A 19280-nucleotide genomic window follows, 5' to 3' on the forward strand; every position below is an offset into this window, starting at 1 on the left:
GCAGAAGGCTATTGTTGACTAGGGGAAAGTTATTGGTTATGATGATGAGAATTAGATGAGAAAAGAAACAAGAAAAGTAGGGATGATATGACTGCTAACCAGTTTGGAAAGAAAATAGAAGGAGTCGCATACCAATTCAGAATGGGTGTCCACTTGATCGTTTTTAATTCTGCACAGGATAAAATCTTGCTCGTTTCCCCGCCAAATGGCTCTTACTTGTTACCAGGAGGAGAAAGAGAAGATGGTGAAACCCACATTGAAACGCTTAAACGTGAATCAATGGAAGAGCTAGGTTTTGACATTGAAGTAGGAGAGTACTTAGGGAAAGCAGATGAGTATTATTATTCCACTCACCGAAAGCAATACTATCATAATCCTGCTCATTTTTATGTCTCTTCTTCATGGACAAAGGTCAGTGAACCCTTAGAGGATTTCAATACGCTGAAATGGGCGACTATTCCTGAAGCTTTGCGTTTACTAAAAAGAGGCAGTCATCGGTGGGCCGTTGAACAACTTATTGGGATTGAACAATAAAAGAGATTTCTATCTATAAAAAGACGGGGTTGGGAAAAAACTAGCCTCAAATAAAAAAACCGTAATGAAATAATCAAAAACTTGATTGTTTCATTGCGATTTTTATTTTTGACTGGATTTTGTTGAAAAGCTTCCGCTTTTCTTCTAGCCTCAAGGGCTAGTTTTGTCAGATTCATGCTCATAAGCATGATCCCGATGTCATTATGAACGGCTTGCTTGCCCCTGACATGGGTTCTTCGCATGCCAAATACACCTTTCATTCGACCAAAAACAGTTTCTACGTCAATCTTTCGTTGGGCGTAGATTTCTTTTCCATGATCGCTTTCAAGGTTTTCTTTTACATGATGCTTAAAGTATTCCCAATTATAATTGACCGATGTCTGGCGTTGGGCACCTTTAGGTGTTTTAGCTAACAGATTACGAGTGTCATCCTGTTGCTCCATATCAGCCTTGTATACTTTAAATTCTCTTTGGAAACCGTTTTTATCTTTTCGCGTACTGTAGTGTGAGAAGCTGAAGCGCACACCATCTAAATCAGTATAGTAGTCTTCGATCTCATTATAATCCCAATTATCGCGATGCTTTGGATTAGAGCGATAGGCTTTCCCCTTCTCTTTATGATACATGCCATATGGAATTAAAGGGACTTTATTAAAGGTATCCATAACCGCCTCATAATTTTCTTCACTGCCATAACCAGCATCTGCGGCGATATACTTAAATAAATCTAATGTTTGAATGGTTTCTAAAAAAGGTATAAACGTTCGTGTATCCGTTGGATTTGAAAAAATATCATAGGCAATGACAAACTGATTACTCGATGCGACTTGAAGATTATAACCTGGTTTTAACTCCCGATTCTTCATCGGATCTTCTTTCATACACATGAACGTTGCGTCTGTATCTGTTTTTGAGAAACTATTTCGGCCATCGAAGGTTGCGTTTGCTTCTTCATAGCGTTGTTTACGCGGTAAGAAATCTTTTTTACATTTATTCCGATGTTTCTTCAGTATGCGACGACGTCGCTTATGTTCCGAACCACCTTTAGGAATCATTTTTTCTTCTGTAATCGCAGCTTCAACGGCCACAAGTTCTTCGTCTAGAGAAACGATTATTTCTTCAATACCTTCTGACGTTTTTAATACTTCTTCCGATAAAGCGAGATTTACTTTGGCTTGGATTAGTTCTTCATATAATTCCGAAACGTTATCATTGAGGTTTGCTTCATAACGTTCGATTGCTTTCTTCCAAGTAAAACTATAGATATTTGCATCGGCTTGTATCTTTGTACCATCGATATATAACGCGTCTTCGTGAATCAAGCCATTGTCACTCAAGAGTGTTGTAAAAAGAATAAAGGCATACTTGATGAGTTTAGATGCGTGCTCGCTTGAACGGAAGGTGTTGATTGTCTTGTAGCTAACAGGCGTATCGCCTGTTAACCACTTCATAGGAATGGATTCTTCATTCATTCGTTCCATTTTACGTCCGGAAAACGTTGTGCGACTATAGGCAAACAAACACATCTTTAAAAGCATGGCAGGATGAAAAGCAGGGCGTCCAGTATGGGACGTATCTTCTAGAAGAAATTCCGAAGGAATCGAATCGACAAAACGGCTAATGAGGCGTGCTTCATGATCATTTGGAATTGTAAAATCTAATTGTAGTGCTAAGGCCGTTTCCATTGTGTTATAATTTTGATACATAGTGAGTCACTCCTTTTGTTTTTGGTCGTACTTAAATTATAAGGTATTTGGCTCACTGTGTCTTTTAAAACGATAAAAATCCCCAACTCTTTCAAGTTTGAAAGAGTTGGGGATTTTCTTTATTCAGGAACTGAGATTTTTCCCAGCCCCGTCTTTACGGGTCGGTGTTTATTCTTCGCCTGAATATTCTTTTGTTTTGATCGTTACTTCGATATTACCGCTGGTTGCTTTTGAGTAAGGGCAGTAGCTGTGTGCTTTGTCCGCTAATTCTTGGACTTTTGCATCATCTAATCCTTCGATTGCTACTTCGATTACTGCAGCCAGTTTAAATCCGCCGTCTGTTGGATCACTCAGTAAGTTGATCGTTGTAGTAACTTCTGATTTATTCGTAATTTTTTCTTCTCGTTTGTAATGGTCTAATGCTGAATGGTAACAAGCACTGTAACCTAGAGCGAATAATTGTTCTGGGTTACTTCCTTGTCCAGGACCGCCCATTTCTTTAGGAGTAGAAACTTTTACCGAAAAAGATTTATCCGGCACATGACTTTCACCTACACGGCCTCCAGTGTTTATTGCAGTTGCGGAATATTTTACTTCTGATTCTGACATAACATAAAATCTCCTATCATTTAGTTCTGATTACACTTACTATTATACAAAGCCTAAATAAGAATGCGAATAAAACGATTCTGGTACCTCTAATCGATCAAAGCAAATTTTTCGATAACAGTTGCTACGCCGTCATTTGCGTTGGTATCTGTGATGTAAGTCGCGTTTTCTTTCACTATAGGAACAGCGTTCCCCATAGCTACACCCATTCCTGCGAATTGAATCATGTCCAAGTCATTTTCGTTATCACCGATGGCCATTACTTCGTCTGGCGTTAATCCCAGAATATCGATCAAGCTTTTTAAGGCTTGCCCTTTACTTGCAGAAGGATTAAGAATTTCTAAATAGAAAGGTTCGCTGCGCAAAACCGTGTAACGGTCAAGAAACTCTTTAGGGAGTTGTTTGATTCCTTCATCCAACACAGCAGGTTCATCGATCATCATCATTTTACTGATTGCAATAGACTCATCCATTTCTTCAACAGTACGGAATTTCAACGGCATATTCACCAGCATGGCTTCACGAACGGTATATGCACTGATGTCTTTATTAGAAGTATACATCGCGTCTTGAGTAGTAGTGTGGTAATGAACACCAACTTTACGACTCATTTCTTCGATTCGGTAAAAATCGTTGATATCTAAAGTGTGGTTTGCTAATACTTCTCCAGAATGTGTGTCTTGAACCAAGGCGCCATTATACGTAATGGCGTAGTCGCCTTTATTGGTCAGATCTAATGCAGTTAAGTATTCTGTAGCACCGGGTAAAGGTCGCCCAGTACTCAATACGATTTTGATTCCAGCTTCTTTAGCTTTTAATAAGGTTTTTTTCACACGTTCGCTAATAATCTTTTCGGGTGTCAATAAGGTGCCATCGATATCAATGGCAATTAATTTGATCGGCATGTTGTAGTTGTTCTCCTCTATAAATATATATTTTAAAATGCAAATTTCTCTATCGCTGTAGCCACTCCATCATGTACATTGCTGTCGGTAACGTAATCGCTGGCTTCTTTAGCTTCAAAAGAAGCATTTCCCATAGCTACGCCCATTCCGGCAAACTCCAACATGTCTAAATCATTTCCGTTGTCTCCAATCGCCATGATCTCTTCTCTTGGAATTTCTAAGATTGCTGCCAAATCTCTTAAAGCTTGTCCTTTACTAGCAGATTTGTTTAGTACTTCTAAGAAAAAGTCTTCACTTCTTAACAAAGTATATTTTTCAGCAAATGCAGATGGAATTTGAGCAATAGCTTCTTCTAGAATTTCTTTTGGTTCAACGAACATCATTTTGCTGATCAGTATAGAAGGATCCATTTCTTCAACAGTCCGGTAACGCAAAGGAACGGTTGTCAAAAATGACTCGCGAACAGAGTAATAGCTGATGTCTTTGTTCGTCGTATAGACTCCTTGGTCATTCACAGCATGACAGTGAATCCCTAATTTTTGGCTGAGACTTTCGACTTCAAGAAAATCGTCGTGATCCATAGTATGATGCGCCAGAATTTTCCCGTCATTTGTTTGTTGAACCAAAGCCCCGTTATAAGTGATGACATGATCTCCTTCGTTTTCTAAGTCCAGTTCTTCTAATAGAGGCAGTACTCCTGGTAGAGGTCTTCCAGAACAAAGGACTAATTTGATGCCTTTTGAACGAGCAATCGTTAATGTTTCAGCTACCTTTGGAGAAACAGTGCCGTCTGGAAGCAGAAGGGTGCCATCTAAATCAAGTGCAATCAATGATATTTTCACAATATAAACTCCTTTTTATTCGTTTTTAGTCGGGTCATAAATGGCTCCGTTTTTAATGTACTTAGAAAAACCCGTGTAAAGTTCTTCAAATAAAGTGATTTCGACCGATTTATCGGGTTTTAAAAATTCTTTAGGAACATAGAAACGTTCATCTCCATATTCTTTTCCGGCTATCGAAGTTACTAAAGCACTAGCTTTAGACAATTCAGTAAACGAGCCGTCAGGGTACATCAATTCGATTTGAGTGATCTGGTTGTCTGTTTCGGGCCGATAGAAATCATACGGCAAATCGTAACTATTGTTGATAGCTGTGTAATAATCTGTATCGTATCCAGCTTCTTGAATCAATTTGCTGAGTTTTTCAAGAATGGCTTCATCAGTTTGCTTAGAGAACGTCACCGATTTAAATGGCTTTCGGTCAAGGAAACGAGTAGACAGATCGCTGAGAATAGGGTCTTGGTCTGCTCGCCATAAAGTAAAGTACGTATTCAGTACTCCATCATCTAGGGCCAAATAGTCTTTTAAAGTAAAGTTGCCTTCAAAAAACGGCACGAGTAATGAAAAACTGTGTTTAAAACTGACCGATGGATCTTGGTAAACTTTCTTAGCTCTCTTGAGCAAATGATCCAAAATGACTTCCATCCCTCTAGATACTCTGTGAAAATATACTTGCATGTACATTTGATAGCGACTGACAATATAATCTTCTACGGCATGCATCCCTTGAATTTGAAACGCGATGCCGTCTTTATAGGGACGAATCACACGCAGAATGCGAGTCAAGTCAAATGTCCCATAGTTGACTCCAGTGAAGTAAGCATCTCTCAGTAAGTAATCCATACGGTCCGCATCGATTTGACTGGAGATCAATTGGACAACTTGAGGGTTAGAATATGTTTTTTCGATAACACTGGCTACTTTTTGAGGAAAGTCTAAACTCACTCTACTCAACACTTGATTCACTTCAGTCTCTTGTGAAAGAATGATAGCGATTGTCAGTTCTTCATGATTGGTTTGGAAGATGCTTTCGAAAGTGTGCGAATAAGGACCGTGACCGATATCATGCAGTAAAGCGGCACACAACACAACTAATCGTTCTCCATCGTCCCAACCACCGTCACCCGGTTCTTTAGTAGGGAAATTACGCGCAAATTTATCGCAGATTCTTCGAGTGATCTCATAAACACCCAAAGAATGGCCAAACCGTGAATGCTCTCCACCGTGGAAAGTGAAAGAAGTCGTTCCCAATTGTTTGATGCGACGCAGACGTTGAAACTCTTTAGTGTTGATCAAGTCTAAAACGACTTGATGTTGAACATGGATATAATCATGAACAGGATCTCTAAATACTTGTTCTATAGGAAGTAATTGATCATCGTCATACATTAGGTTCATCCAAAAGCCTCCGATCTAGATGGTCGCCCAGCATTTGTTCATTTCGGCGAATCATTTTTTGAAAAGCCGATTGGTAGTCTTCTATAATCTCTTCTGTATAGGTTCCTTTAGACAAGTAAGCACCTAGGTCTCTTAAAGAGTTGAGAATCAATTCTTTTAGTTCATCGACTGTCATGTTAACCTCTAAGAGATCTTCTAAAGTGGCCATAACTGAAGGGTTGATCTTAGGGTAGTGCCATTTGACCGTTTCACTGTTCAAACCGGCTTGATAAAATTCTCGAATCAATTCCGCACGTTCCTGTTGATTGCCGGTAACGCTTATATAAATCATAATGGCGATTCCGTTTTTCAATCGTCTTTGGGCGATCCCGGCAAATTTTTTGCCGTCGATACTTAAATCGAAGTCTCCAGGACAATAAGAATCTTTTATTTCATAAGCTTCGATTGTTTTACCGTATTGTTTTAGGGCGCAATCTACAAGAAGCAGCATAATAGCATACCCGACATCTATCGGGATACGCTCGCGCTCAGGCAAAATAATGGAAAAGTTTAATACACCTTCATCGCCTACAACTGCTAAACCTCCAGAGTTTCTGACGATAGTATTTTTTCCAGCAGCTTTTAAGACAGCTAAAGCATCGCTGAAGTAGGGAAGTTTGGTATCCATCATACCTAAGATGACTAAGTTGGAAGTAGGCCAAAAGTGAATCATGGGCTGCTGGTGTCTTCCGGCTGAAGCCATCAAAGCGTCAGATAGAGCAAAGTGAGAAATAAAATTATTTTTAAAAGGCATTGTTTCAGCGTCATAATGAAGAAAGGATTGATCAGTAATATAATTAGCGGGTTCTAAAGAAGTCATTCTATTGACGTACTCCTATCTATTAAAGTAATCTCAAATCAAAAGAATTTAATCGTATCGATTGTATTATACCAAAACCTTGTCAATAATAGGGAATTAAACGAAAAGACCCCAAGGATTTTATTCAAAAGGAACGTTTCTGATGAAATAAAAGATTTTACTAAAGCCATTAAGTATTCTGTGCTAAAATGAAAGAGATAAAATATGTTTGAGGTGAATAAATTGGATTTATCTAAAGGAATGCCGGCAAAAGTACATGTTCAAACCACTATTACTCAAAATAATGATACAGAAGAATTTGTTTTTGACGAAAAAGGAAAAGTTGTTCAAATGGGTGGTTCGTATTACGTTCGTTACGAGGAGACTTATCAAGAAGATGGACGAATTCCTGTAACATTTAAAATCGAACCGAATGGGATCGTTACGTTGACTCGAAAAGGAGACATGACGACAAGGATGAGATTCGAACAAGGAAAGAGCTATGAAACGCTTTACCGCACAGCCCAAGGCAATATATTCGTAGATACGATCACGCGTCATTTGCAGATCAGCTACACGGATAAACCCTTTTCTGGAAATGTCCAAGTTGCATATGATTTGTTTGTAGGCAATGAAAAATTAGGAGAATACAAAATACGATTGCTTTTTACTGTTTAAATATTGTAAGATAAGGGATAGACTCTTGAAAGGACGGAACTTTAATGGAATTAAAACAATTTGATGGACAAATTAGAAGTGAATTGTCAATGATTGAAGTTGCTCATGCTATTTTGGAACAAAAAGGCGAGGTCATGGACTTTTCTGATTTGTTGAAAGAAATTATCGACTACTTGAATTTAAGTGATGAAAAAGTTGAACGAGAAATGACACAATTTTATACCGACCTGAATATCGACGGGAGTTTTATCTCTTTAGGGGATAACCGCTGGGGCTTGCGCTCATGGTATCCAATTGATTCAATTGACGAAGAATTAACACATGACAATGATAACGAAGATGAAAGACCTCGTCGCCGCAAAAAAAGCAAGACTACTACTTATGGCGAAGACGAAATTGACTACAACGCTGACGATCCTGAAGATTCTGATGAATACGAAGAAGAAGAAATCGTTGAAGATGAAGAAGAAGAAAAAGCAACTGTTTATGGCGGACGTGTAGATGTATCTGATCATGGTGTAATGATCGATGAAGAAGACGAAGAAGATCTTGGCGAATATAAAGAAGATCTTTCTGCTATAGGCGCAGATGACGATGATGAAGAAGATGAATTACCAGATGGCGTCGAAGGCGATTTGACACTAATCGAAGACGATGAAGAAGAGGAAGAAGAGTTTTAATTTTTCCTAAAAGCGCTTGGTCCAGATATTGGATCGAGCGCTTTTTTCGTTTCGTAAACAAATAAAATCCATCACAAACTAAAGGAAGTAATTCAGTAGAAAAGAAAGTAAAAACACTTTTTAAAGTTTCACTATGTGATACTTTCGAGTGGTGAGAAGAGCGGTAGAACGTCGAAAATGAGAGTTTTAGGGTGTAAAATGAGAACCATTGACTTTTTTTACAAATTCGTGGAAAAAACATCAATTCTCTGATACAATTAGAACGTCGGCTAAGTTAATTAGCACGCAAAGATATCTCTGAGGAGGCAACAAAGTATGACTCGTTTAGTAAGCATGACAGATATGTTACAAAAAGGGTTGAAAGGTCACTACGCAATTGGTCAATTCAACATCAACAATTTAGAATGGACTCAAGCTGTACTGACTGCTGCACAAGAAGAAAAATCACCAGTAATTTTAGGTGTTTCAGAAGGCGCAGCAAAATACATGGGCGGATTTAAAGTAGTAGCCGCTATGGTAGAAGCATTAATGGAAACAATGGATATTACAGTTCCTGTAGCATTGCATTTAGACCACGGTTCATCTTTAGAAAACTGTACTGCAGCTATTGATGCAGGTTTTTCTTCAGTAATGATCGACAACTCAAAATTCCCAATTGACGAAAATATTCAAGCAACAAAAGCTGTTGTAGAATACGCACACTCAAAAGGTGCTTCTGTAGAAGCTGAAGTTGGAAGTGTTGGTGGAGAAGAAGACGGCGTAACAGGCGGCGTTATCTATGCAGATGCTCAAGAATGTAAACGTATGGTTGAAGAAGCAGGAATCGATGCTTTAGCAGCTGCTCTAGGTTCTGTTCACGGAAACTACGATGGCGAACCAGTTCTTGGATTTGATGAAATGAAAGAGATCTCTGAATTAACAGGAGCTCCATTAGTATTACATGGAGGATCTGGTATTCCAGAACACCAAATCAAAAAAGCTATCGAGTACGGTCACACTAAAATCAACGTTAACACTGAGTTGCAACAAGTTTGGACTAAGAAAACTCGTGAAGTTATCGCAAACAACGAAAAAGTTTACGATCCACGTAAAATCATTGGCCCAGGTAAAGAAGATATTACTGCAACAACAAAAGCAAAAATGCGCGAATTTGGTTCATCTGGCCAAGCATAATTGTCTTTCTCTAACAAGAGTAGAGAAAAAAGAAGTCTTTCCTTTTTGTAAGGGAAGGCTTCTTTTTTGTTTTTATCCCCATTAGACAAAGGAATTAATATTCCTCAAATTGTATTTTTTAAAACACGGAAGCTGATAAAGGGCTTTTTCTCTTTTCTTTGTCTGATTAGTGAAACCTTCTATTATGCTGTTGCCCCTCAAACTATTATAATGGTTGTAAGATGGAAAGTGATGTAGTAAAATAGGGCTAATGTCTTACAGTTTTACACTATATGAAACTGAACAGGAGTGCATATGACCCTCAAAACGGACTACTAGATTTATGATTCATAAGCTAGTAGCTGTACCTCGTTACCCACCATAAACCTTTTTCCTGCGTAATAGAAAGAACGATCTTCATTAAGTGAAAGAGAGTCCATCATTATTCAAAAAAGTTATCCAGAACAAGGGACTAAAAGTGGTCGATTGTTATAGAGGTGATTGTCATAAAGAACTTTAAAATAGTGCGACAGATAAAGAGTAAGTCAAAGTTATCAGAGCGGTAACTATCAAGCTGCTCGTTAAAATGAACAGTGTATAAGAATTTTCCGTAAAAAAATAAATTTGAACGTATATTAATAAGTGAGGTAAAAAAATGAAAAAATTTGTCATCCGCGGCGGTAAAAAATTATCAGGTGAAATCAGCATCAGCGGAGCTAAGAACAGTACAGTTGCGTTAATTCCAGCTACGATCCTTGCCGATTCTCCTGTAACATTAGAGGGTGTCCCAGACATCCAAGACGTTCACTCTCTCATCGAAATCCTAAACGATATGAATGTAAAAACAGACTTTGACGGGAGTACATTAGTGGTAGATCCTACCGAAATGATCTCTATCCCGATGCCGAACGGGAAAATAAAAAGTTTAAGAGCTTCATACTACTTCATGGGAGCATTATTGACTAAATTTGGTCAAGGAGTTGTAGGATTGCCGGGTGGTTGTTTCTTAGGACCTCGACCAATCGACCAACATTTGAAAGGATTCAGAGCATTAGGAGCAACTGTTGATAACGAAATGGGTGCGATGTATCTGAAAACTTCTGAAGAAGGATTAACAGGAACTCGTGTTTACATGGACGTGGTATCGATTGGTGCGACCATCAATGTCATGTTGGCAGCTGTAAAAGCTAAGGGTAAAACGATTATTGAAAATGCAGCAAGAGAACCTGAAATCATTGACGTAGCAACCTTGTTAAATAACATGGGAGCAAAAGTACGTGGAGCAGGAACGGACATTATTCGTATCGAAGGTGTGGAAGAAATGCACGGTTGCCGTCATACGATTATTCCTGACCGAATTGAAGCAGGCACATACTTGTCTATGGCAGCAGCTGTCGGAACGGATATCTTAGTAAAAAATGTCATTGTAGAACACATTGAAGGGCTACTGGCTAAAATGGAAGAAATGGGTGTTCCTATGGAAATAGGAGAAGACAGCGTACGAGTATTGGAACCGAGTGAATTAAAACCAATATCTGTGAAAGCTGTTCCGTATCCTGGTTTTGCTACTGACTTACAACAACCTTTGACACCATTATTGCTGATGGCAAATGGAGAATCGATCATCAAAGATACGATCTATCCAAAACGAGTCAAACATATACCGGAATTAGTGCGTATGGGAGCTAAAGCAAGAGTAGAAAGTGATACAATTGTCTTAGAACGTTCAAGCAAATTGATTGGTGTGGAAGTGGAAGCTAGTGATTTAAGAGCCGGAGCTTGCTTAGTTATCGCTGGATTAATGGCTGAAGGAACAACAACAATTACAGGGATTGAAAATATTCTCAGAGGTTACGATCATATTATTGAAAAGCTGACCGATCTAGGAGCGGATATTAAGATGATTGAAGATTAAGAGAAAGCGAGTGAGGGGCAACTAATGGATGAAATTCTAACACTAAAGGAATTAGAGAGTAAGACATTAAAAGAAATTTACCAGTATGCTAGAGCGTTAAAAATTCCTTATTACAGTCAAATGAATAAAAAGGAACTTTCTTTAGCAGTTATTCGGGCGCAAGAGGAAAAACAAGGCTTCTTTATCGTGGAAGGCGTATTAGACATTATGGATCAGCAAGATTTTGGATTTTTGCGTCCCATCAATTACACGCCGAGTAAAGAAGACATTTACATTTCCGGTTCTCAAATCAAACGTTTCGGTTTAAGAAACGGAGATAAAGTTTCAGGTAAAGCTAGACCTCCTAAGCCATCCGAGCGGTATTATGGTTTGATGCACGTTAATCTAGTTAACGATAAAGACCCTGAAGACGCAAAAGAACGTTCTCATTTCCCTGCCTTAACACCTCTTTATCCAGACAAACAAATCGTTTTAGAAACGGCACAAACAAAAGTGGCTACGCGTATTATTGATGTCATATCGCCAGTTGGTTTTGGGCAGCGTGGATTGATCGTTGCTCCGCCAAAAGCTGGTAAAACAGTTTTGCTGAAAGATATTGCTAATGGGATCGCAGAAAACTACCCTGACGTTGAATTGATTTTATTGCTGATCGATGAACGACCGGAAGAAGTAACAGACTTAGAAAGAACCGTAAAAGGGGAAGTTGTTTCTTCGACATTTGATCAATTGCCTCAAAATCATGTTCGAGTATCAGAATTAGTTCTTGAAAGAGCGATGCGTTTGGTGGAAGATAAACGAGATGTCGTTATTCTAATGGATAGTATCACTCGTTTAGCTCGAGCATACAATTTGGTCATTCCGCCAAGCGGAAGAACATTGAGCGGCGGGATCGACCCTGCTGCATTGTATAAACCGAAGAAATTCTTTGGAGCGGCTCGAAACATCGAAGAAGGCGGAAGCTTAACAATTCTGGCTACAGCTCTTGTAGATACTGGAAGCCGTATGGACGATATTATTTATGAAGAATTCAAAGGTACAGGGAATGCTGAGCTGCACCTTTCAAGAGAGTTGGCAGAAAGACGGATTTTCCCTGCTATCGATATCAAAAAATCAGGTACCAGAAAAGAAGAATTATTATTGGACGGCAGTCGCGTAGAGTCTATATGGAAAGTTCGCCACGCTATGATCGGTGAATCCTTAGAATTTACGGATCAATTCATACGAACGTTGAGAAAAGCTAAAACTAATGATGAATTCTTTGAAACGTTTTCTGAATCAACTTTGGCCCAATCTAAAAATTACCGCAATAAACGCCGTTAATCATGCAATTTTAAGTAAAGAAACAAGTCTTTTCAGCTGAAATAATTCATTGCATTTGTTTATTAAACATGATAATATGCTAGTGTTGTAAAAAAACAGCGAATAACTCTGATTCAGCAGATGATTCAGGGCATAAGGAGAGAAATGATATGAAACAAGAAATCCATCCAGATTATAGACAAGTTGTATTCATGGATACAACTACAGGTTACAAATTCTTATCAGGATCAACTAAAAGTTCTTCTGAAACAGTTGAATGGGAAGATGGCAACACTTATCCAATGATCCGTGTTGAAATTTCTTCTGACTCACATCCATTCTACACTGGACGTCAAAAATTTACTCAAGCAGATGGACGCGTGGACCGTTTCAACAAAAAATATGGTCTTGCAGACAAAACTTCAGACAACTAATTCCATTTTATGGGATAGTCAAAGCTCTTCGAAATTATTTTCGGAGAGCTTTTTTGTGCGATAAAATACCAAATCGTGTTTTTATTGCTGAAAAGGCAGCTGTATTTTGGGAATAAGCGATATTGTAACTGTAATTTCATCATATTGATACAGTAAAAAAGGGGATTTGTAGTACAATAATGATGACTATGAAATAAGGAGAATGTATCATGGAGCACGATTATATCTATGTTCATTTGGATAGCGTCTCTAATTCAGTTTTGAGCAAAGGAATCAGTTTTTCCAATTATAAGGAAATTGTCCAACAACCATTAAAAAACTTGCTGTTGTTGAATGCAACTAAAGATATAGGAGAGTTTGATTCATACACTGGGTTTCGGATGATACGCGGTGAACAAAAAGTAGAAGAGTTTTTAACGAGTGAAGCTTATCAAAGATATGTTAAACAAGTAGGCAACTGGATTGATTTTCAGAATTTAGAATTGTTGCACGAACTGACGCCGGTAGAAATATCAGAATTATTGTACATCGCTCATGCCCATTCATCGCTGCATTCACCTTTTTATTATAAACTACAGAATAACTTTATTTTGCTGACGCTTCCTGATGGTTTCACAAAAATTTATTGTCGTGATTTAAATTTGTTTTATGAGTTTTTTGCTCGAGAAATTACAAAGCGAGTGAACCAGTGTGTCAATGAAAGAAGAAAATTATTCAAAAAACAGAAAACTATTGCAATGATCCCATTTGAAATCACGCATCAATTGACCCCGCTTTTAAAAGAAGGAGTAGTGTTGTCGTTTTCTAAGATTTCTGCGAGAGATACGGTTTCGGAGATAAAGGTATACTTAGTGGAAGATCGAGTGCGCAATCTACAATCTCAAATGAAAGAAAGCGAATTGATGGCTTTACTGCTGTACAATCATGAAAAACAAGAATGGACTATCGAGGAGATGCAAACACTGGTACCGAGTTTGTAAAAAAGAGTTCATAAGCTTTTATTCGACTACAATAAGGAGATCAATTAGTTCTTACCAAACTAGGATTCTAAATAAAAATATGATACAATTACACCTGAATTAGCGACAGTGACTGATTTATAGTGATAAGTCCGAAACGTGGAGGAACAAATCATGAAAATTTTTCTTTTGTATGGCGGTAAAAGCGCAGAACACGATATTTCTATTTTAACTGCCCATTCTATTATTCAAGAAATTTATTATCAATATTATGAAGTGGAACCAATTTACATCACTCGAGAAGGCCAATGGATAAGAGGACCTATCGTACGCCAGGCTGAAGAAGTTCCTTTTGCTGAATCTTTGCGCATGGAACCTTCAGAAGACAAACAGTTCTCTATGGAAGAAACTGTTTTGTCTAAAGGTCACTTGGTCCAACCGAGCGATATTAAAGAAGAAAATGCGGTTATTTTCCCGGCTCTTCACGGACCTAATGGTGAAGATGGAACGGTACAAGGGTTGTTTGAAGTTTTGAATATGCCTTATGTAGGTGCGGGAGTACTGGCTAGTGCAGCAGGAATGGACAAGATCGTTACCAAACATCTTTTCCATCAAGCGGGATTGCCGCAAGTTCCTTACGAACCAATCTCGAAATTTGATTGGGAAAACGAAAGAGAGAAAGTATTCATTCGTTGTGAAGGATCTCTGATCTATCCAATGTACGTTAAACCAGCAAACTTAGGATCTAGTGTTGGTATTAATAAAGCTGGAAATCGAGAAGAATTAGAAGCAGCGATTCAACAAGCCTTTCAATATGATCGCAGAGTAGTTGTCGAACAAGGTGTTGAAGAAGCGAGAGAAGTAGAAGTTGCTTTATTAGGCAACGACGACATTCATGCGTCTGTTCCTGGAGAATTGCTTAAATCAGTAGATTTTTACGATTATGACTCTAAATACATTACAAATGATGTGAAAATGCAGATTCCAGCTCAATTGTCAGAAGAAACGACTGCTAAATTGCGAACTTATGCCGTAAAAGCCTTTCAAGCTATTGATGGCAGCGGCTTAAGTCGATGTGATTTCTTCTTAACCAACAATGGAGAAATCTTTGTCAATGAGATCAATACTATGCCTGGGTTTACAGCTTATAGTATGTATCCGTTGTTGTGGCAGCATACTGGTTTAAATTATGGAGATTTGATTGAAGAATTAATCCAATTGGCTTTGAAACGTTTTGAAGAAAGACAAGCTTTCCAGCAAAAGAATCGCGAAGCAATGAACTAATCAATAGAATAAAAAAGCTGAAGGGGCTTGACTAGGTATTTTCGGTCCAGCCTCTTTTTGTATGGAGGAAGAGAAATGATTTCTTTAACAGTAAAAGAAATAGCTCAAGCTTTAGGCGCATTAAATGAGACAAGCAAGTGGAATGATGTAGAAATTACAGCAGTGGGATTTGACACGCGAAAAATGGAGCCCGGGTCTTTATTTGTGCCGTTGATTGGCGAAAATGATGGACATCGATTTGTGCAAAATGCCATAACCAACGGAGCTAAGGCGGCTTTATGGAGTGCTCCTTTGACGGATGCCCCTGCAGATTTCCCGGTTATTCAAGTAGAAGATACATTATTGGCCTTACAAGAATTGGCGAAATACTACTTGAAAAAAGTGGGTCCCAAAGTAGTGGCAATCACAGGAAGTAATGGGAAAACGACTACAAAAGATATGACTGAAGCTGTTATGTCTAGTCGCTACCGTGTGCATAAGACACAAGGGAACTTTAACAACCATATTGGATTGCCCATCACTATTTTGAGTATGCCCTCGAATACAGAAGTCGTCATTTTGGAAATGGGGATGAGCAACAAAGGAGAGATCGAAGTCTTGTCTCGAATCGCAGAACCAGATGTTGCGATCATTACGATGATTGGAGAATCTCATATTGAATTCCTGGGTTCTAGAGCCAATATTGCAACCACAAAAATGGAGATCATCGCTGGAGTGAAAGAGAATGGTGTCTTAATCTATCCGGGAGAAGAGATATTACTACAAGAAAGAGTGAAAGATCTGACAGGAATTCAGTTAAAAACCTTTGGAGCTGACTCAACGAACGATTTACATCCTCTTCAAGTTAACAGCCAAATGAGAGAAACGACATTTACTGTGAATGCAGATCCGACAATTGAGATTAAAATCCCAGTATTAGGAACTTACAATGTGAACAATGCTTTAGCGGCTTTGACGGCGGGAGAAGTGCTGGGTATTCCAATTTCAAAAAGTTATTCAGCGTTGTCCCAATTCCAATTAACAAAAAATCGTACAGAATGGGATCGAGGTATCAACGGCAGTATGATTTTGAATGATTCATACAACGCTAACCCTACTGCAATGAAATTAGTAATCGAAAACTTCAGTCAATTAGAAAACAACGGCAAAAAAATCGTCGTTTTAGGAGATATGTTGGAGCTCGGTGAAATGTCTAAAGAATTGCATTTAAGCATAAAAGATTCATTAGATCCTGACTGTATAGATGAAGTTTATTTATATGGAACAGAAATGGAAGCAGTAGCAGAAGCTTTATGGAATGAAAGTCGTTTCAATAAAGATGCTGTTCATTCCTTTGTTGGAGATAAAGCTCCTTTAATAGAAGAAATCAAAAACAAACTAAATAAAGAAGACTATATTTTGATCAAATCCAGTTTTGGAACAGACTTATTGTCTGTAGTGGAAGCACTAAAAGCTGATTAATCAAAAAGAAATCCTTTTAAAGAAGTGTGATGAAATTCTGACTTCTTTAAGGGGATTTTTTGATTTGTAAAAAATCTGTTTTATAGAAATGGCTGAAAAAAGTAAATAAGAAGCGCATGTGACAAATGAACTCCCTTACATTGAGTTAGGAAACGTGTTCATTGAAACATCGAGTTAAAAACATTGCTAAATAAACTTTTAAGTGATATTATTAGAAAAGTTGCAAATTAGGCAACGAATTGAGAAATGAAAACACTGAGGGTTTAAGTAACTCAGAAAAGCAGAAAATAAGTAGCTTGTGTTTACAAGCTTGTTATATGAGAAGAAGCTGCTGGCGACAACCGAGTTTAGTTGCCAGGAATTTATAAAGACTGACCATAGCAGGTGTCCTTGATGAAGATCAACATTATACCTGTTCTTTTTTTGCAAAAACTCTCTTTAGGTTTTCAAATTACGGGAGGAAAATTAGTTGAAATTTTCAGAATTAGGATTAACACCAGAATTGCTTAAAGCAATTGAAAGAATGGGATTCGAGGAAGCTACACCCATTCAAGAACAAACGATTCCTTTAGCTATTGAAGGAAAAGATGTTATTGGACAAGCTCAAACAGGTACAGGTAAAACTGCTGCGTTTGGATTGCCAATGTTGCAAAAAATCGACAATACAAACAAAAATGTTCAAGGGTTGGTTATTGCACCGACTAGAGAATTAGCTATTCAAACTCAAGAAGAATTATTCCGTTTGAGCCGCGATAAAAAAGTCAAAGTACAAGTTGTTTACGGTGGAGCTGACATTAGCCGCCAAATCCGTGGACTAAAAGATGGACAACACATCGTTGTTGGTACTCCAGGACGTTTACTAGATTTAATCAAACGTAAAGTATTGAAATTAAACAACGTGGAAACATTGGTTCTTGATGAAGCAGATGAAATGTTAAATATGGGATTCATTGAAGATATCGAAAGTATCATTCAAGAAACTCCAGCTGCACGTCAAACATTATTGTTTTCAGCAACAATGCCAGCTGCTATCAAACGTATTGGCGTTAAGTTCATGAAAGATCCTGAGCACGTTCAAATCAAAACAAAAACATTATCAAGTGCATTGATTGATCAATATTTTGTTAAATGTAAAGATTTTGAAAAATTCGATATCATGACTCGTTTATTCGATGTTCAAACGCCAGAATTGTCTATCATTTTCTGTCGTACAAAACGTCGTGTTGATGAAATTGCCAGAGGATTAGAAATGCGCGGATACCGTGCTGAAGGAATCCACGGTGACCTTTCTCAACAAAAACGTATGAGTGTATTAAAAGCATTCAAATCAGGAAGAGTAGACATCTTAGTCGCTACTGACGTAGCAGCTCGTGGATTAGACGTTTCAGGCGTAACTCACGTTTATAACTTTGATATTCCTCAAGATCCTGAAAGTTATGTTCACCGTATCGGCCGTACTGGTCGTGCTGGTAAAGAAGGTATGTCTGTATCTTTCATTACACCAAATGAAATGGGATATTTACGTACGATCGAGAACTTAACTCGTAAAGAAATGACTCCTTTACGTCCGCCTTCTGATTCAGAAGCGTACAAAGGTCAAATCAAAGCAGCGATGGATCAAGTTCAAGAACTGATTGAAAAAAATGAGTTGGAACGTTATGAAAAAGCTGCTCATAGTTTATTGGAAGAATTTTCAGCAGAAGATTTAGCAGCTGCTTTCTTGAAGAGCATGATTAAAGACTCAACTGAAATTCCAGTAAAAATCACTCCAGAACGTCCACTTCCTAACAAGTCCCACAAAGGTGGCGGCGGTGGAAAAGGTCGTCCTCGTTCGAAAGGTAAAACTTACGGAGACCGTCGTGGCGCAAAACGTCCTGACAGTCGTCGTGGAAGCAGCAGCAGCCGTGGTGGCGAAAAACGCTACAACTCTTCTGATAAACGCCAAAGCGGATCTACTGATAAAAAAAGCAGTGACCGTCGTGGATCAGGAAACAGCAAACGCGATTTCACTATCCGTCAAAAATAATTAAATTCAAAAAGGAGATGGATACTGTCCGTCTCCTTTTTTTATTTTTTCAATAGTTATTAAGTGTTTTTTTTAGAAGAAACCTTTATCATAAAAATATAGGTAAATAGTTCAAAAATGAAATGATTTTTTGTGATTCAATAGTGTATACTAAGGAGAAAACAAGATTAAGTAATTGAAGGAGTCTTAAATGATTATTGGGATAGGATTGGATATTACCGAAATAAGTCGTATCGAAAAAGCTTATACTAGGAAGAACACTTTTTCAGACCGAGTTTTAACAGATAAAGAGTCAGCCATTTTTTCTCAGCTAACAGGCAAAAGACAAATGGAATTTTTAGCAGGAAGATACGCGGCTAAGGAAGCTTACTCAAAAGCTGTCGGGACTGGGATCGGTAAGCTGGGTTTCAAAGACATCGAAATCTTACCGGATAAACTGGGGAAACCGGTAGTGACAAAAAGTACTTTTGATGGAAATATTTTCTTGAGTATCACTCATACAGATTCAATCGCTGCTGCACAAGTAGTGCTTGAAAGACGAATTTGATTTGTACTAAGAAAGG

Annotated in this window: 18 protein-coding genes; 12 read left to right on the forward strand and 6 right to left on the reverse strand. The window is 38.2% G+C overall.

Features of this window, described 5'->3' with window-relative positions:
• The first annotated feature begins 87 nt into the window (after positions 1–87).
• Positions 88–534: an NUDIX hydrolase gene (locus LMF32_RS07550; protein WP_230524388.1), complete on the forward strand. Its 447-nt coding sequence runs from the start codon at positions 88–90 to the stop codon at positions 532–534.
• Here the strand turns inward: LMF32_RS07550 and LMF32_RS07555 are convergent.
• The 6 genes from LMF32_RS07555 to LMF32_RS07580 form a co-directional block, all read right to left on the reverse strand.
• A complete protein-coding gene (locus LMF32_RS07555; protein ID WP_230524389.1) occupies positions 492–2240 on the reverse strand; it encodes an IS1182 family transposase in 1749 nt (582 codons plus the stop codon). The two genes, LMF32_RS07550 and LMF32_RS07555, sit on opposite strands and share 43 nt — an antisense overlap.
• A gap of 168 nt (positions 2241–2408) precedes the next feature.
• Positions 2409–2849 (reverse strand): organic hydroperoxide resistance protein, encoded by a 441-nt coding sequence (locus LMF32_RS07560; RefSeq protein WP_188205298.1) that lies wholly within the window; start codon positions 2847–2849, stop codon positions 2409–2411.
• Between the two features lie 89 nt (positions 2850–2938).
• A complete protein-coding gene (gene yidA / locus LMF32_RS07565) occupies positions 2939–3754 on the reverse strand; it encodes a sugar-phosphatase (RefSeq protein ID WP_230524390.1) in 816 nt (271 codons plus the stop codon).
• 32 nt (positions 3755–3786) lie between these two features.
• Positions 3787–4596 carry a sugar-phosphatase gene (yidA, locus tag LMF32_RS07570; protein ID WP_230524391.1) on the reverse strand — a complete coding sequence of 270 codons (810 nt, stop codon included), beginning with the start codon at positions 4594–4596 and terminating at the stop codon, positions 3787–3789.
• A 15-nt stretch (positions 4597–4611) separates the two neighbouring features.
• The gene (locus LMF32_RS07575; RefSeq protein WP_230524392.1) at positions 4612–5991 is read right to left on the reverse strand and encodes an HD domain-containing protein; all 1380 of its coding nucleotides are present in this window, start codon (positions 5989–5991) and stop codon (positions 4612–4614) included.
• Positions 5975–6850, reverse strand: coding sequence for a lipoate--protein ligase family protein (locus LMF32_RS07580; RefSeq protein WP_230524393.1), 876 nt, complete (start codon positions 6848–6850; stop codon positions 5975–5977). The genes LMF32_RS07575 and LMF32_RS07580 overlap by 17 nt, the downstream gene beginning before the upstream one ends.
• 204 nt (positions 6851–7054) lie before the next feature.
• Between LMF32_RS07580 and LMF32_RS07585 the strand changes: the two genes are divergently transcribed.
• From LMF32_RS07585 to acpS, 11 genes are all read left to right on the forward strand, one after another.
• Positions 7055–7507, forward strand: a complete 453-nt coding sequence (locus LMF32_RS07585) for a DUF1934 domain-containing protein (protein WP_223156162.1) — start codon at positions 7055–7057, stop codon at positions 7505–7507.
• A 44-nt stretch (positions 7508–7551) separates the two neighbouring features.
• Complete coding sequence (gene rpoE, locus LMF32_RS07590) at positions 7552–8187, forward strand: DNA-directed RNA polymerase subunit delta (protein ID WP_230524394.1); 636 nt, start codon at positions 7552–7554, stop codon at positions 8185–8187.
• A gap of 315 nt (positions 8188–8502) precedes the next feature.
• Positions 8503–9360, forward strand: coding sequence for a class II fructose-1,6-bisphosphate aldolase (fba, locus tag LMF32_RS07595; protein WP_092481060.1), 858 nt, complete (start codon positions 8503–8505; stop codon positions 9358–9360).
• Between the two features lie 634 nt (positions 9361–9994).
• Positions 9995–11254, forward strand: a complete 1260-nt coding sequence (locus tag LMF32_RS07600) for a UDP-N-acetylglucosamine 1-carboxyvinyltransferase (protein WP_230524395.1) — start codon at positions 9995–9997, stop codon at positions 11252–11254.
• A gap of 24 nt (positions 11255–11278) precedes the next feature.
• Positions 11279–12574 carry a transcription termination factor Rho gene (rho, locus tag LMF32_RS07605; RefSeq protein WP_092481058.1) on the forward strand — a complete coding sequence of 432 codons (1296 nt, stop codon included), beginning with the start codon at positions 11279–11281 and terminating at the stop codon, positions 12572–12574.
• Positions 12575–12723: 149 nt separating this feature from the next.
• Positions 12724–12987, forward strand: a complete 264-nt coding sequence (locus LMF32_RS07610; RefSeq protein ID WP_092481215.1) for a type B 50S ribosomal protein L31 — start codon at positions 12724–12726, stop codon at positions 12985–12987.
• Positions 12988–13196: 209 nt separating this feature from the next.
• Positions 13197–13967 (forward strand): hypothetical protein, encoded by a 771-nt coding sequence (locus tag LMF32_RS07615; RefSeq protein ID WP_230524396.1) that lies wholly within the window; start codon positions 13197–13199, stop codon positions 13965–13967.
• A 153-nt stretch (positions 13968–14120) separates the two neighbouring features.
• Complete coding sequence (locus LMF32_RS07620) at positions 14121–15230, forward strand: D-alanine--D-alanine ligase (protein ID WP_092481217.1); 1110 nt, start codon at positions 14121–14123, stop codon at positions 15228–15230.
• Between the two features lie 75 nt (positions 15231–15305).
• Positions 15306–16691, forward strand: coding sequence for a UDP-N-acetylmuramoyl-tripeptide--D-alanyl-D-alanine ligase (murF, locus tag LMF32_RS07625; RefSeq protein WP_230524397.1), 1386 nt, complete (start codon positions 15306–15308; stop codon positions 16689–16691).
• Between the two features lie 469 nt (positions 16692–17160).
• Positions 17161–18717 (forward strand): DEAD/DEAH box helicase, encoded by a 1557-nt coding sequence (locus LMF32_RS07630; RefSeq protein ID WP_092481219.1) that lies wholly within the window; start codon positions 17161–17163, stop codon positions 18715–18717.
• A 190-nt stretch (positions 18718–18907) separates the two neighbouring features.
• Positions 18908–19264 carry a holo-ACP synthase gene (gene acpS, locus LMF32_RS07635; RefSeq protein ID WP_230524398.1) on the forward strand — a complete coding sequence of 119 codons (357 nt, stop codon included), beginning with the start codon at positions 18908–18910 and terminating at the stop codon, positions 19262–19264.
• The last annotated feature ends 16 nt before the right edge of the window (positions 19265–19280 follow it).

The sequence above is a fragment of the Desemzia sp. C1 genome, assembly GCF_020882875.1.
Classification (GTDB): domain Bacteria; phylum Bacillota; class Bacilli; order Lactobacillales; family Carnobacteriaceae; genus Desemzia; species Desemzia incerta.